Genomic DNA, 14,908 nt, shown 5'->3' with positions numbered 1-14,908 from the left:
TCAGGCCCTGTGTACCAGTGTTGGAGGATACGTGCACCAGTCCGCGTACGAACAGATGGAACTCTGTGTGGAGCAGTACATGCCCACGGGGAAGCGTCACCGGGTGGTCGACCTCGGGGCCCGGGTCTCCGACGGGCAGACCCGCACGCACAAGGCGCTGCTCGAAGGACGCGAGACGGAGTACGTGGGCGTCGACGTGCTCGACGGCCGCAATGTCGACGCGGTGATGACGAAGCCGTACCGCATCCCCGTGAAGTCCCGCAGCGCCGACTTCGTCATCTCCGGGCAGGCCTTCGAGCACATCCCCTTCTTCTGGGCGACGATGCTGGAGATCGCGCGCGTCCTGAAGCCGGAGGGCATCGCCTTCATCACGGCGCCCTCGCGCGGCCATGTGCACGACGCGCAGGACTGCTGGCGCTACTACCCCGACGGGTTCCGCGCCCTTGCCGCGTACACCCGGCTCGAACTCCGCGAGGCCTACACGGACTTCCCGCCGATGAAGGGCATCCGCCACGCCTACGGCGACATCGACGCCAAGCACGCCTACTGGGGCGACTCCGTCGGCGTGTTCCAGCGGCCAAGGAACTATCCGAGCCTCACCATGGCCTTCGTGCGCGGCACCACCAACTGGTGGGCGAACAAGGTCGGCGGGGTCGACGGCGTCCCGCTGCCCAAGCCCGCCGAGGGGCGCGCCGAGTGCGGCAGGCCGAAGGTGATGGCGCCGCGCGAAGGGGTCGAGGAGTCCGTTTCGGCCGCAAGTGACGCCAGATGAACACGTGTTGACGGAATGTGGCAATACGGATGACTTGCGCGTACTGTCCGCTTCCATGGCATGGCGACGCGCTGTGAATGGCGCATTGAAGCAACTGACCGGATACCAGCTGACACGCACCCCGGTGCCGGCCCAGCGTGTGGCGGCGGCCCCGGCGCCGAAGCCCGCCCCGGCGCCCAAGCCGAAGCCGAAGGGCCTGAACCTCCCCGCCGACTACGACGAAGAGGCGAAGGAGATCATCCGTGCGGTGAAGCCGTACACGATGACCTCTCCCGAACGGCTGAACGCCTTCATCCTGGCGACCCGGCACGTCGTCCGGCACAACATCCCCGGCTCCGTCGTCGAGTGCGGTGTGTGGCGCGGCGGTTCGATGCAGGCCTGCGCCAAGGCGCTGCTCGCCGCCGGTGAGACCGAGCGCGACCTCTACCTCTTCGACACCTACGAGGGCATGACCCCGCCCACCGAGGAGGACCTGCGCCTGGACGGCAAGTCCGCCGAGGAACTGCTCGCGCAGCAGGGCAAGGACCGCCCGATCTGGGCGGTCGCCTCCCTCGACGACGTCAGGTCCGGATTCGAGAAGGTGCCCTACCCCAAGGAGCGCGTGCACTACGTGCGGGGCAGGGTCGAGGAGACCATCCCGCGCGAGGCACCCGAGCAGATCTCCGTCCTGCGCCTGGACACCGACTGGTACGCCTCGACCCAGCACGAACTCGAGCACCTGTACGGGCGGCTGGTCAGCGGCGGCGTCCTGCTCATCGACGACTACGGCTACTGGCAGGGGTCGCGTCAGGCGGTCGACGAGTTCCTGGACAAGACCGGCGAACAGCTGCTGCTCCTGCGCATGGACGAGGGCCGCATCGCCGTGAAGCCCTGACCGGCGGCGGCACGTGAGAGGGGCCCGGTGCCCGGCGCCTTCGGCCGCCGGTGCCGGGCCCGTTCGCGCGCTCACTCGTATGGCTCTGTGCGGGTGACCCGCAAGGGCGGTCGTTGTTAACCGAGTGGCCCTCAGCAGGACGCGCAGCCGTGCCCGTCAGTACTCCGGAAGGAATGTGCGCAGCGCATGACACCCCGACTCGCCGTCGTCGTCCCCGTCTACAACGTCGAGGAGTTTCTCGCCCCTTGCCTTCGGTCACTGGCCGAGCAGACCATGCCGGACCTCGAAGTCGTCATGGTCAACGACGGGTCCACCGACGGGAGCCCGGACATCGCCCGCGCGTTCGCCGCGCAGGACGGCAGATTCCGTCTCGTCGAGCAGGAGAACGCGGGGCTCGGGGCGGCACGGAACACGGGGGTGCGCGAGGCGCGGGGCACGTACCTGACGTTCGTCGACAGCGATGACGTCGTTCCGCGGGACGCCTACGAGCGGATGCTGGCCGCGCTGGAGGACTCGGGGTCCGACTTCGTCACCGGCAACGTCCACCGGCTGCGCTCCGCCGGCAGGAGCGAGCAGTCGCCGATGTTCCGCAAGATGATGGAGAGCGACCGCAGCGCGACGCACGTCACCCGCGACTGGGTCCTGCTCGGCGACCGCATCGCCTGCAACAAGGTCTACCGCAGGGACTTCTGGGACCGGAACGCCTTCACCTTCCCCGAGGGCGTGCTCTTCGAGGACACCCCGGTCACGGTCCCCGCGCACTTCCTCGCCCGCTCCGTCGACGTACTGAAGGAGCCCGTCTACCTCTGGCGCGACCGTGACGGCTCCATCACCAGCCGCCGCGCCAAGCCCCGCGCCGTCCGCGACCGCACCGCCGCCGTCCTCGCGGCCAGTGGCTTCCTCGCCGCGCAGGCCGCCGAGGCGGCGGGCACGCCGCGGGCTGACGTGTTCACGGACGCCAAGCGGCGCTACGACACGACGGTGCTCTCCGGTGACCTGTGGCTGTTCATGGAAGCCCTGCCGCACGGCGACTCCGCGTACCACGACGTCTTCATGGAGCAGGCCAACGCCTTCGCCGACACCGTCGACCCCGCGGTCCTCGCCGCGCTGCCGCTCGCCCTGCGCGTGCGCTGGCAGCTCATCCGCCGCCGCCGGGTCACCGACCTGATCGCCTTCATGACGTACGAGAAGTCCCACCCCGAGGCCTTCCGGGTGCGTGGTCTGCGCCGGCGCAGGGCCGAGTTCCCCGGGATCGGCGGACTGCCGCGCGAGACCGTCGCCCTGCAGCGGTCCGACCTGCCGCTCAACGCGCGGCTCACCCACGTCGCCTGGGACGAGCAGGGCAGGCTGCGGCTCAAGGGCTACGCCTACATCCCCAACCTGCCCGCGGGACGTGTCGGAGCGCGCGCCAGGGTCGCCTGGCTGCGGGCCGGGCGGCGGCGCGTGCTGCCGCTGAAGCTGCGCACGGTGCGGGCACGCGAGGCGACGTACCGCTCCAAGCAGGGACTGCACAGCTACGACCGGTCGGGGTTCGAGACGGTCATCGACCCCCGCAGGACCGTCACCAAGCGGCGCAGCACCACCTGGAAACTGGAGATGGGCGTGGTCAGCGGGTGGCTGCCGCGCACCGGGCCGGTCCGGACGCTCAGCCCGCCGCGGCTGCCCGTGCGGTATCTGGAGGAGTTCCTCCGCGTGGCCGTCACCCTCAGCAAGGGGCGGCTGAGGCTGCGCACGGAGCGGGTGGCGGGGCGGCTCGTCGCGCACGAGGGCTGCGGCGCCACCGTCCGGCTGCACGGGAGGCTCGCGCCGGGGGAGTCGCGGGCCGTCGACGCCCTGCGGGTGGAGAACTGGGCCACCAAGGAGGCGCACTACGTCCCCACCCTGGTGAACGGCCGCGACTTCAGCGCCGACGTGCCGCTCGGCCTCTTCCACGCCGCTGAGGACGAGCGCACCGGTCAGCCGCGCAAGGCCGACCCGTGGGGTGTGGCGCTGGTCCGCGAGGGCGGCGACCGCACCCCGCTCGCCGCCTGCCCCGATGTGCCGGCCGGGCGGTACGGACTCCTTCCGGGGCGTGAACTCCTCGTCCTCGCCAACGCGTCGGGGAACCTGGAGCTGCGCGACCAGACCGTGCGGCCGCTCGTCGACTCCGTGACCTGGGAGGACGAGCTGATCGTCGAGGGCAGCCATCCCGACGCGGCGGCCCGCGCCGGGGAGCTGGTCCTCGTGCACGGCGGCCACGGCGACGAGGCCGTGGCGGCGGTGCGCATCGAGGGCGGGAGGTTCGCCGCGGCGCTGCGTCCCGAGGCCGTGCCGGGGCCCGGAGGCACCCTGCCGCTCGCCGAAGGCCGCTGGAACCTCTTTCTGCGCGAGCCGGGCGCGAGCGACCCCGAGCAGTACACCCCCGTGTGCGTGGCGCCGGGCAAGGGCCGTGAACTGCCGCTCGTACGCACCAGGTCAGGCCGCGACATCAGCCTGCAGCGCCACGCCCACGACGGCCTCCACCTGCGCTCGGGCTCCGCGCTGCCCGTGGCCGACCGGGGCGGCCCGCGCCGGCGCCAACTGCGCGAACAGTACGCGGCCCTGCGCGGCGCGCCGCTGCGGGACGCCGTCCTCTACTGCAGCTTCGACGGACGGCAGTACTCCGACTCGCCCCGCGCCGTGCACGAGGAACTCGTCGCCAGGGGCGCCGCGTTGGAACACCTGTGGGTGGTCCGCGACCAGCAGGTCGCGCTGCCCGAGAGCGCCACGCCCCTCGCCCTGTGGTCCGCCGAGTGGCACGAGGCCCTCGCCCGCAGCCGCTACATCGTGACCAACACCCAGCTGCCCGAGTGGTTCGAGCGCGCCGACGGCCAGTACGTCGTGCAGACCTGGCACGGCACCCCCCTCAAGCGCATCGGCCGCGACCTCGCGGGCCACGCATCCGGGGACCGCGCCTACATGGCGACCCTGCCCGGCCGCGCCGACCAGTGGAGCGTCCTCGTCTCCCCGAACCGCTTCTCGACGCCCGTCCTGCGCGGCGCCTTCGGCTACACCGGCGAGGTCCTGGAACGCGGGTATCCGCGCAACGACCTGCTGCACGCGGCCGACCGCGCGAAGGTCGCGGCGTCCGTGCGCGAACGGCTCGGCATCCCCGAAGGCAGACGCGTCGTCCTCTACGCGCCCACCTGGCGCGAGAACCAGCCCAAGCAGGCAGGCCGCTACACCCTCGACCTCCAACTGGATCTCGACGCCGCCGAGCGCGCCATCGGCGACGACACGGTGCTCCTCGTCCGCAGGCACTACCTCGTCGGCGGCACCGTCCCCGGATCGGACTTCGTGCGCGACGTCACCCGCCACCCCGACGTCAGCGAACTGCTCCTGATCAGCGATGTCCTCGTGACGGACTACTCGTCCCTCATGTTCGACTTCGCGCAGACCGGCCGCCCGATGCTCTTCCACACCTACGACCTCGACCACTACCGCGACACCCTGCGCGGCTTCTACTTCGACTTCGAGGCGCAGGCGCCGGGACCGCTGCTCGCCACGAGCGACGAGGTGATCGCCGCGCTGCGCGACCCGCAGGCCGCCACCGCCCCCTACGCCGACGCGTACGACAGGTTCCGCGAGGCCTTCTGCGACCTGGACGACGGGCACGCGGCCACGGGTGTCGTGGACGCCATGCTCGAAGGGGGCCGCGCATGAGCACGCCGGATCTGCACGACGTCAGCTGTGTCGTGGTCGCGGGAACGGACGCCGACGCGCTCGATCTCTCGGTGCGGTCCGTGCTCGACCAGACGATGAGCAACGTCGAGGCGGTCCTCGTCGACCCCGGGGCGGACGGGCCCGCCCGCGACGCGGCGCAGGCGCTCGCCACCGACCAGCCGCACCGGGTGCGCCTGGTCCGCGCCGGGAGCGTGCTGCCCCTCGCCGCCGCGCGGAACCTCGGGCTCGACGCGGCGCGCGGGCGCTACGTCATCGTGCTCGGCGAGGGCGAACTCCTGGAGCGCAACGCCTGTCGCAACCTCTTCGAAGCCGCGCGCTCCACCGGAGCCGATCTGGTGGCGGGGCGCTGGACGCGGCTCACGAGCAGTGGCAAGAAGGAGCACGGCCCGGCCTGGCAGGTCGAACTGCACGCGCGGACACGGAAGATCGAGAACCTCTCCGACGCCCCCGAACTCGTCACCAGGGACTCCCTGATCGCCGGGTTCTGCGTCCGCCGCGACGTACTCGACCGCATGCGTCTGCGGTACGCGCAGGACCTCGACCACAGCGAGGTCCTCTTCGGCGTCGAGGCCGCCCTCGGGGTCCGCGGCATCACCCTCGTGCCGAACCTGATCACCACCCACCGCGCGGCGTCCGACCCCGCCCGCGAGACGCCCGCGCTCGCCACCGCCAACGACCGGGTAGCCGGGCTCCTGGTGAGCCTCGGCCGCCTCGACCTGGGCGACCGGCGCGAGCGTGCCTTCCTCGTCGACCATGTGCTGCCCTGCGCCCGTACGTTCCCGCGGCTCACCGCGGAGGAACGGCGCCGGGCCGCCGCGGGGATCGCCCCGCACCTCCAGGGGCGCGTGGACCTGCGGGCCCTGGACGCACTCGACCCCGTGGAGCGGGTGTGCGTGCGGCTGCTGGCGGACGGCGACACGGACGGCGTGCTCGCCGCCGCGTACGCGCTCGCGCGGCCGGGCACCGTCGTCTCGGAGCTGACCGAGCGGGAGGGGAAGGTCTACTGGCGCGCGGACGGGCTCGACGACCCGCGCGTACGACAAGTGCTCGACGTCAGTGAACTCGGGTATCAGCACCGCGAGTTGGCCGACACTCCGCTCCTGAACCGCCTCACTCGGTACGACGTCGAAGGAGGCGAGGCGGTCCTCGAAGGGCGCGTCGTGCTGCCCGGCGGCCTGGTGCCCGACCGGCCGCCGCTCACCGCCCGCCTCGACGTGCGGGCGCCGGGCGCGGGACGGCGCGGCTTCCGCGTACCCGTGGAGGAGGTCCACTACGACGGCGGCGCGGTCGTCTGGCGTGCCAGGACGGGCCTCACCGCCCGGCTGCGGGACCTCGGCGTCCGTGACCGCGCCTGGGAGCCGCGGCTCCGCCTCACCGCGGGCGGCCGGGAGCTGACCACCGAACTCGTCGCCGAGCCGGAGACCGTGGGGGAGGGCCAAGGGGCCACCGTCACCGGCGGGAACAAGCTGGAGCTGCGCCCGGCGCCCCGCCACCGCGCCGCACGCACGCTGCGCTCGGCCCTGCACTACGTCACGCACTTCCGCCCCGCGCGCAAGCTCAAGGTCCGGCTGCGCGCCCTGCGCAAGAGGTGGGACAGGCTCGGCGGCAAGGCGGTCAAGACGCGCGTCTACCGGCGGGCGCTGCTGCGGCTCCCCGTCAGCAAGGGCTCGGTCGTCTTCGAGAGCCACATGGGCAGGCACTACGGCGACAGCCCGCGCGCGGTCCACCAGGAGATCGTCGACCGGCGGCTGCGGCTTCGCTGCACCTGGTCGTACGCCGTTTCGGCCGAGGGGTTCCCCGACTCCGCCCGCCTGGTGCCCCGTTGGTCCTGGCGCTATCTGTGGGCGCTCGCCCGCGCCGAGTTCTGGATCGACAATCAGGGCTTCCCGCACGCACTCGACAAGCCGCGCCACACCACGTATCTCCAGACCTGGCACGGCTCCGCGTACAAGCGGATGGGGTTCGACGAGGCGCGCCTGAAGATGCAGAACACCCCCCAGCGCGAGCGGCTCAAGGAAGCCGTCGACCGCTTCGACCACTTCCTGGTGCGCTCCGAGCACGACGTCACGACCCTGGCCCGCGCCTACGGCATCCCCGACGAGCGGCTGCTGCGCTGCGGCTACCCGCGCAACGACCGGCTGGTCGCCGCGCGCGCCCGCGACGAGGCATCCGGCCGCTTCCCGCGGCCGTCGGTGGCCGCCGAACTCGGCATCCCCGACCACAAAACGGTGGTCCTGTACGCGCCGACGTTCCGCGGCCTGCCCGCCGGTGACAACAAGCCGGTACAACTACCCCTCGACGTAGGCAAGTTCGCCGCGCGCTTCGGCGACACCCACGTCCTCCTGGTGCGCGCCCACTACATGGAGGCGGCCGGCGTTCCGGTCTGCCCGCCCGGCACCGTGATCGACGTGTCCGCCCATCACGACGTGAGCGAGCTGCTGTGCCTCGCCGACGTCCTGGTGACCGACTACTCGTCGATCATGTTCGACTTCGCGCTCCTGGACCGGCCGTTGGTGCACTTCACGCCGGACCTCGACGCGTACGCGGCCGAGCGTGGCTGCTACTTCGCGCTGCGGGACGAGGCGGGCGGGCCCGTCGTCGAGACGGAGGAGGAGCTGCTGCGCGTACTCGCCACGCTGAAGCAGGCCGATGTGGCGTGGGCGGAGCCCCGGCGGGCGTTCGCCGCGCGGTTCGGCGCGTACGACCGGGGGCGGGCCGCGGCCGGCGTGGTGGACGCGCTCTTCGGGGAGCGGTTCGGCAACGGGGAGCGGTTCGAGGACGGGGAGCGGTTCGGGAACACGGAGAAGAGGGACGGGGCATGACCACGACGATCGCGACCACGAGGATCGCGGCCGCCAGGAAGAGCCGCGACGTCTTCCTCGTGGCGAACACCGTCGACGAACTCGGCGGTGTCACCGCCTGGGCCCACCAGATGGCCCGCCTTTTCCAGGGCAACGGCCACCGGGTGCACGTCATCGGCGTCCACGAGGCCGAGCTGAAACTGGCCCTCCCCGACGACCGCGGCTACCCCGTGACCAGCCTCTACCGCGAGCATCCGCCGACCCCGCGCCCGGTGAGCGGCCTGGGCAGGCTCAACGTGGTGGCGTGGCGGCGCGAGGCCGCGCGTGCCGCCGCCAAGCGCCGCACCGTCGACCGGCTCTCGCAGCTCTTCCGTGCCGCACGCCCCGGCGCGGTCGCCATCGTCACGCAGGTCTGGCCGATGGAGTGGATCAGGGAGGCGGACACCGCGGGCCTGCGCGTCATCGGCATGAGCCACGAGTCGTACGCCTACACCCGCGCCTGCCACCGCTACCGCGCGATCAGGCGCAGCTACCCCTCCGTGGACCGCTGGCTGGCGCTCACCCAGGAGGACGCCGACGACTGGATCGCCGACGGCATGCACAACGTCGGCGCGATGCCCAACGCCCTGGCCCACCTCCCCGAAGTGCCCTCACGCCGCGACCGCAAGGTGGTCTGCAGCATCGGCAGGCTCGCCGACCAGAAGGGCGTCGACATGCTCGTCGACACCTGGGCGCTGGTCGCCCCGCAGCGCCCCGACTGGACGCTGCGGATCTACGGCGCCGGAGCGGACGAGGCCGACCTCAGGCGGCAGTGCACGCGCCTTGGCCTCGACGGTTCGGTCCAGTGGCGTGGCCGCACCAGCGATGTGCCCGGCGTGCTCGCCGAGAGCTCCCTGTTCGTGCAGTCGTCCCGCGGCGAGGGCTTCCCGCTGGCCCTGATGGAGGCGATGGCCAGCGCGGTGCCCTGCGCCGCCTTCGACTGCGCACCCGGCGTCCGCGAGATCGTGCGCCACGGCGAGGACGGCCTGCTCGCCCCCGCCGGCGACATCGAGGCACTCGCCGACCGCATCCTGCGCCTCACCGGCAACCCACGGCTGCGGGACGCGATGGGCGAAAGGGCCCGCAGGAACGTACAGCGGTTCTCCGAGGCGCGGGTCCTCGAACGCTGGGAGGAACTCTTCGAACTCCTGGAGCGGTGAACTCTCCGGAGGTCAGGAACGGCCCGAGCGCGTGAGCAGGGAGGAGAGCAGGCCCTTGGCCCGGCTCCCGGCTCCCGCGGGCGTGGGCGGGGGCGCGGGCGTGTCGGCCGGGAGCTCCGGGGCCCCTTCGTCCGCGTGCCGTGACACCGGGTGCTCCGGCTCCCTCGCCTTCTTGCCGCTGATCCGGATCATCGGAAAGCCCGCGACCTCCTCGGCGCCGTGCCACATGTCGTCGCGCTCCTTCAGGAACGCGGCGAGATCGGCGTGGATCGCGTCGTAACTCCCCCATGTCCCATAGAACTTGGTGGCCGTGATGGTCAGCGGTTTGAGCCCGGTGCTCGCCACGGCCCCCCAGGTCGCCGCGGCCACGCCCGGACAGTGTTCGGCCCGGAAGTCGTCGAGCACCACGATCCCGTCCGGCCCGAGCACCTCCTTGGCGGCGGCGATGTCCGCGTGGACGTGCTCGTACAGATGCGAGGCGTCGATGTGCACGAAGCGGCAGCTGTCCGGCTCCACGTGCGCGGTGATCCCCGATGACGGCTCCTGGACGATCTGCGGCAGACCGTCGTGGAAGGAGCGGTAGTTGGCCTCGAAGGCGCGGCGCGTCAGCGTGGCGTACGAGCGGCCCATCTCGGCGGAGTTGGCCTCGTCGGGGGCGGGGGAGTCGAAGAGGTCACAGACGGTGAATGTCTCCTCCGGGCGGAGATACGCACCCATGAAGATGGCGCTCTTGCCCAGATAGGCGCCGAGCTCCAGCAGATCACCCCGCTGCTCCAGATCGCGCTGCCGACTCAGGATCCAGTCGAAGAGCACCTGGTCGACCGGGTGGAACCACCCCTTCACGTCGGAGAGCCGGCTCGGCCGCGGCAGGTGGCCGGTGTTGGCGGAAGCGTTCTGCATATCGGGTCCCAGGGGATGGGGGAAGGAGGACGGTGCGGGGGGTCAGCAGCGCGGAGTGGGCGGCAAGACGTCGGCTCGCGGCAGCGGCACGTCGGCCACTCCGGCGGCCGGCGCCGGATGCCGGTCCGCCAGTGGCGCCACAGACGGTAGACCCCCTGCCTCACCGAGCACCACATGTCTCACAACTCGTTCAGCGGCCCGACCGTCGTCGTACACGCAGAAGCGGTCTCGGAAGGCGGCGCGCAGCTGCGCCGAGCGCGAGCCGCGCCAGTGGCCGGTGGCGAAGATGTCGGTGAGCTCGTCCTCGCTGCGCGCGATCACGCCGGGCGGGAACTCCCGCACGTCGAAGTAGGTGCCGCGGGCCGCCTCGTACGCCTCCCAGTCGGTGGCGTACAGGACGACGGGGCGGTCGAGGTTGGCGTAGTCGAACATCAGCGACGAATAGTCGGTGACCAGGGCGTCGGAGGCCAGGCAGAGGGTCTCGACGTGCGGATGGTGCGACACGTCGATCAGCCGGTCCGACGAGGGCGCCAAGGGGGCCTCGTACGAGTGGTGGGCGCGGGTCAGGATGACGAAGCGGGGGCCGAGCCCGCGCAGGATCCGCTCCAGGTCGAGGGAGCGCAGCTGCGAGTGGCGGTAGTCGCGCAGGGTGGGCGCGTAGAGGATGGCGATGGCGCCCCGGGGGATGCCGAGGGACTCGCGGTGGCGGGCCACGTCGGCGGAGCTCGCCCGCTGGTAGATGTCGTTGCGGGGATAGCCGTACTCGAGCGTGGTGAACGAGGCGGGGAAGACGCGCTCCCAGACCAGCGTGGAGTGGCGGTTCGCCGACAGGACGTAGTCCCACTTGTCGGCGTTGCGCAGGAGGGCCGCGAAGTCCATGCCACGGGCCGCGGCGGGACGGTCCTGGAGGTCGAGGCCCATCAGCTTCAGGGGCGTGCCGTGCTGGGTCTGGATCATGATCTGGCCGGGGCGCTTGACGAGCCTGCGGTCGAAGTTGACGTTGTTGACGAGGTACTTGGAGCGTGCGAGGGCGCTCCAGTACGCGGCCGTCCCGGGCCGCAGCCTGCGGGTCGCCGTGGGCAGGGTGTGGTGGTGGGCCGGGTCCGCGATCCACGCGGTGCGCATGTGTGGGACGTGCTCGCGCATCGCGGCCTCCAGCGCGCCGGGGTTGCAGCCGTAGCCCCGCCCCCAGTACGAGGAGAAGACCGCGCGGTCGGCGCGCAGCGGCAGGCGCAGCTGGACGCGGTAGTGCAGTTGCAGCAGGGCGTCCTTGGCGCGGCGGTGTGCGGTCGTGGCGTACCGCTTGGCCCGTGATCTGACCCGCAGCGCCGCCCACAGGGTGCGGTAGGTGCGGTGGGTGCCCAGGCGCACCAGGCCGTGCCGCACGCGGGCGCGGGCGCGTGGCCTGGCGCCGGGGACGCGGTAGCGGCGGTAGTGGGAGCGGGCCCTGCGCAGGAACTCGGCGCGGCTGCCGCGCGGGAGGCGGTCGCGCTTGGTGAAGACCGCCGAGAGATGGTCGACCATCTTCCTGAAGAGGACGGCCCGCCAGGCCGCCGAGAGCTCCGGGTGCTCGTCGAGGAACGCGAAGACCCGCTCGTACTGGTCGAAGATCTCGAAGTGTCTGCGGGTGGTGGTGCGCAGGATGCTGCCGCGGCGGCGCTGGAGGTAGTGCACACAGACCCGGTCGAGGGTGGCGATCGCGTCCGCCTTCATCAGGACAGGAGCGGTCCAGGGCGTGTCCTCGTAGAGGCCGGGCGGGAAGGTGAAGCCCTCGCGTTCGATGAAGTCGCGGCGGTAGGCCTTGTTCCAGGCGACCATCAACAGGCGCAGCAAGCCCGGCCGGTCGATCAGCCGGAAGGGTGCCCGGCCCTCTTCCCTCAGGAGGGCCGCGAACTGGTTGCGCACGGCCTCGCCCGACCAGAACGTGCGCGCGTAGTCGTAGATCAGGACGTCCGGGCTCTCCGTCTCCTTGAGGCGGTCGGAGATCGCGTGCAGGGCGCCGGGGGTGAGGGTGTCGTCGCTGTCGAGGAAGATCAGGTACTCGCCGGTGGCGTGCTCCATGCCCGCGTTGCGCGCCCGGCCGAGTCCGACGTTCTCCTTGAGGTGGACGGCCTTCACCCGGGCGTCGTGGGCCGCGTGTTCGTCGATGATGGCGCCGCACGCGTCCGGGGATGCGTCGTCGACCGCGATCAGCTCAAGATCCGTGAACGACTGCCCGAGGACGGATTCGAGGCATGCGTGCAGATATGCCTGCACCTTGTACACGGGCACGATGACACTGAACCGGGGCAAGGCACATCCATGGGTCGGCGCGGGCATACTGCCCGGAAACGGCCCGGCGGCCGGTCGAGTTACGCCGAATGTGGCATTTGGGGGAGGGGTGCGGGTGAGGCGGCCCTGCTCGCGGGCCGCCTCACTCGTCGAACGTATGCACCTGTGCCGGCAAGGTCCGTTACTTGACCGCGCCCGCCATCACGCCGGACACGAACTGCCGCTGGAACGCGAAGAACACGGCCAGCGGGATCACCATCGAGATGAACGCGCCCGGCGCCAGGATCTGCACGTTGTCGCCGAAGGACCGCACCTGCTGCTGGAGCGCGACCGTGATCGGCGGGCTCTGCGAGTCGGCGAAGATCAGCGCGATCAGCATGTCGTTCCAGACCCAGAGGAACTGGAAGATGCCGAGCGAGGCGATCGCGGGCGCGCCGAGCGGCATCACGACCCGGAAGAACAGCCGCAGTTCACCGGCTCCGTCCAGGCGTGCCGCCTCCAGGAGTTCGCGGGGTATCTCCGCGAAGAAGTTCCGCAGGAGGAAGATCGCGAACGGCAGCCCGAAGGCCACGTGGAAGATGACCACGCCGATCGTCGTCTCGAAGATGCCGATCGCGCCGAAGATCTTCGACACCGGGAGCAGCGCCACCTGCACCGGCACCACGAGCAGCCCGACGACGCCGATGAACCACCAGTCGCGGCCCGGGAACTCCATCCACGCGAAGGCGTATCCGGCGAGGGACCCGATGATCACGACGAGCAGTGTCGCCGGGACGGTGATCATGATGCTGGACAGGATCGAGTCGGTGATCGTCTCGTCCTTGAGCAGGGTCGTGTAGTTGTCCAGCGTCATCTGCGACGGCGTGGAGAAGACCTTCCACCAGCCGCTCTCCGCCATGTCGGCCGAGCTGCGCAGCGAGCCGAGCAGCAGACCGATCGTCGGCACCAGCCAGAAGAGCGCGACGACGACGAGGAAGACACGTACGGCGCTGCCGCTCAGGACGGAGGCGATCCGTCCGCCGAGCGACTCCTTCGCCTTCACCGCTTCGACTTGGGTGGTCATCGTCGTCCCTCCCGCCGCAGTCGCCGGATGTTGAAGAGCATCACCGGGATCACGAGGAGGAAGAGGAGCACGGCGATCGCGCTCGCCACACCCGAATCCTTGTCGAGGAACGCGGAGTTGTAGAGCTGGAGCGCCAGGACGTTCGCGTCGTCCTTCGAGGAGTTCGGCGCGATGATGAAGATCAGGTCGAAGATCTTCAGTACGTTGATCATGAGCGTGACCGTCACGACCGCGAGCACCGGCGCGAGGATCGGCACCGTGATCCTGCGGAACACCTGCCACTCGTTGGCACCGTCCACCCGGGCGGCCTCCAGGAGTTCACGCGGCACACTGGCCAGACCCGCCGCGATCAGGACCATCGCGAAGCCCACCCAGATCCACAGGTACGAGCCGATGACCGCCGGCGTGATGAGGGAAGGGCCGAGCCAGTCCACGCCGTTGTACGGCTCGCGGAAGTTCGACGCCGGGAAGCGCAGTTGGGCCCCGTCGGCCTCCTTGGGGAGGGCGAAGGTGCCGTCCGCCGCGGCCTCGGCCGATGCCACCACCTTGCCGTTCTTGACGGCTTCGACCTTGATCCCGGGGTAGCCGAACTCGGCCTTGTCCGGGGCGTTCATCTCTCCCCGGCCCTTGCCGCGCGTGAAGTCCTGCCAGGCCGTTCCCGTGACCTTGTCGGGGTCCGGCTTCGCGGCCGCGGCGGACTCGGCGTCGTCCGGCATGCTGTCCGGCGCGACACCGGTCAGCGGAAGCATTACCGGAGTGCCCGCGCTGACCGGCTTCCGCGTGATGAAGGCGCCGCCGCTCGCCGACTTCAGCGGCGACTCCGTACTGGGATGCGCCTGCGGGAAGGCGGACGACTCGGCGAAGGTGTCGTGCGCGGTCACGGCGACGGCGTTGGCGACACCCCGGTCGGGGTCCGACTCGTAGACGAGCCGGAAGATGATGCCGGCCGCGAGCATCGAGATCGCCATCGGCATGAAGATGACCAGCTTGAACGCCGTGCCCCAGCGGATCCGTTCGGTGAGCACGGCGAAGATCAGGCCGAGACCCGTCGCGACCGTCGGGGCGACCACCACCCAGATCGCGTTGTTCTTGATCGCGGTCAGGATGGTGTCGTCCGTGAAGAGGGTCTTGTAGTTGCCGAACGCCGTGAAGTCGCCCGACTTGTCGAAGAAGCTGCGGAAGACCGAGTACCCGATGGGGTAGAGGACGAGCGCGCCGAGCAGCACGAGCGCGGGCGCCAGGAACAGCACCGCCATGCCCTTGCGGGTGCCGGTCACGCTCTTGCGCGGTTTGGGGGCCGGGGGCAGCGCCGCACTCGGCGCGCCC

The 14,908-nt window shown here is 71.1% G+C and carries 9 protein-coding genes; 5 read left to right on the top strand and 4 right to left on the bottom strand.

Annotated elements, in window-relative coordinates:
- Window positions 1-31 precede the first annotated feature (31 nt).
- The 5 genes from ACIBCK_RS06145 to ACIBCK_RS06125 all read left to right on the top strand — a co-directional run bounded on the left by ACIBCK_RS06145 (window position 32) and on the right by ACIBCK_RS06125 (window position 9,348).
- Window positions 32-772, top strand: coding sequence for a methyltransferase domain-containing protein (locus ACIBCK_RS06145; RefSeq protein ID WP_399387092.1), 741 nt, complete (start codon window positions 32-34; stop codon window positions 770-772).
- 55 nt (window positions 773-827) lie between these two features.
- Window positions 828-1,646, top strand: a complete 819-nt coding sequence (locus ACIBCK_RS06140) for a TylF/MycF/NovP-related O-methyltransferase (RefSeq protein ID WP_399387090.1) — start codon at window positions 828-830, stop codon at window positions 1,644-1,646.
- Window positions 1,647-1,832: 186 nt separating this feature from the next.
- Window positions 1,833-5,327: a CDP-glycerol glycerophosphotransferase family protein gene (locus ACIBCK_RS06135; RefSeq protein ID WP_399387088.1), complete on the top strand. Its 3,495-nt coding sequence runs from the start codon at window positions 1,833-1,835 to the stop codon at window positions 5,325-5,327.
- Window positions 5,324-8,170 carry a CDP-glycerol glycerophosphotransferase family protein gene (locus ACIBCK_RS06130; protein ID WP_399387086.1) on the top strand — a complete coding sequence of 949 codons (2,847 nt, stop codon included), beginning with the start codon at window positions 5,324-5,326 and terminating at the stop codon, window positions 8,168-8,170. The genes ACIBCK_RS06135 and ACIBCK_RS06130 overlap by 4 nt, the downstream gene beginning before the upstream one ends.
- Window positions 8,167-9,348 carry a glycosyltransferase gene (locus ACIBCK_RS06125; protein WP_399387085.1) on the top strand — a complete coding sequence of 394 codons (1,182 nt, stop codon included), beginning with the start codon at window positions 8,167-8,169 and terminating at the stop codon, window positions 9,346-9,348. Before ACIBCK_RS06130 ends, ACIBCK_RS06125 begins: the two co-directional genes overlap by 4 nt.
- Window positions 9,349-9,360: 12 nt before the next feature.
- Here ACIBCK_RS06125 and ACIBCK_RS06120 read toward each other — a convergent pair whose 3' ends face one another.
- The 4 genes from ACIBCK_RS06120 to ACIBCK_RS06105 all read right to left on the bottom strand — a co-directional run bounded on the left by ACIBCK_RS06120 (window position 9,361) and on the right by ACIBCK_RS06105 (window position 14,859).
- On the bottom strand, window positions 9,361-10,248 hold the full coding sequence (locus tag ACIBCK_RS06120; RefSeq protein ID WP_399387083.1) for a class I SAM-dependent methyltransferase: 888 nt from the start codon (window positions 10,246-10,248) through the stop codon (window positions 9,361-9,363).
- A gap of 42 nt (window positions 10,249-10,290) precedes the next feature.
- Window positions 10,291-12,540 (bottom strand): CDP-glycerol glycerophosphotransferase family protein, encoded by a 2,250-nt coding sequence (locus ACIBCK_RS06115; RefSeq protein WP_399387082.1) that lies wholly within the window; start codon window positions 12,538-12,540, stop codon window positions 10,291-10,293.
- A 160-nt stretch (window positions 12,541-12,700) separates the two neighbouring features.
- Entirely contained in the window at window positions 12,701-13,582 is an 882-nt protein-coding gene (locus ACIBCK_RS06110; protein ID WP_399387080.1) for a carbohydrate ABC transporter permease, read from the bottom strand.
- Window positions 13,579-14,859: a carbohydrate ABC transporter permease gene (locus tag ACIBCK_RS06105; RefSeq protein WP_399387287.1), complete on the bottom strand. Its 1,281-nt coding sequence runs from the start codon at window positions 14,857-14,859 to the stop codon at window positions 13,579-13,581. The genes ACIBCK_RS06110 and ACIBCK_RS06105 overlap by 4 nt, the downstream gene beginning before the upstream one ends.
- Window positions 14,860-14,908 lie beyond the last annotated feature (49 nt).

Source organism: Streptomyces sp. NPDC051218 (assembly GCF_044455475.1).
GTDB lineage: Bacteria > Actinomycetota > Actinomycetes > Streptomycetales > Streptomycetaceae > Streptomyces.
Note: the sequence above shows the minus strand (reverse complement) of the source record. Positions and strands in the feature narration are given on the sequence as shown.

What these genes read in the sequence shown, in the direction of transcription:
- ACIBCK_RS06140 (WP_399387090.1), top strand. Translation starts at nt 828, where the DNA reads ATGGCATGGCGACGCGCTGTGAATGGCGCATTGAAGCAACTGACCGGA.
- ACIBCK_RS06135 (WP_399387088.1), top strand. Translation starts at nt 1,833, where the DNA reads ATGACACCCCGACTCGCCGTCGTCGTCCCCGTCTACAACGTCGAGGAG.
- ACIBCK_RS06130 (WP_399387086.1), top strand. Translation starts at nt 5,324, where the DNA reads ATGAGCACGCCGGATCTGCACGACGTCAGCTGTGTCGTGGTCGCGGGA.
- ACIBCK_RS06125 (WP_399387085.1), top strand. Translation starts at nt 8,167, where the DNA reads ATGACCACGACGATCGCGACCACGAGGATCGCGGCCGCCAGGAAGAGC.
- ACIBCK_RS06120 (WP_399387083.1), bottom strand. Translation starts at nt 10,248, where the DNA reads ATGCAGAACGCTTCCGCCAACACCGGCCACCTGCCGCGGCCGAGCCGG.
- ACIBCK_RS06110 (WP_399387080.1), bottom strand. Translation starts at nt 13,582, where the DNA reads ATGACCACCCAAGTCGAAGCGGTGAAGGCGAAGGAGTCGCTCGGCGGA.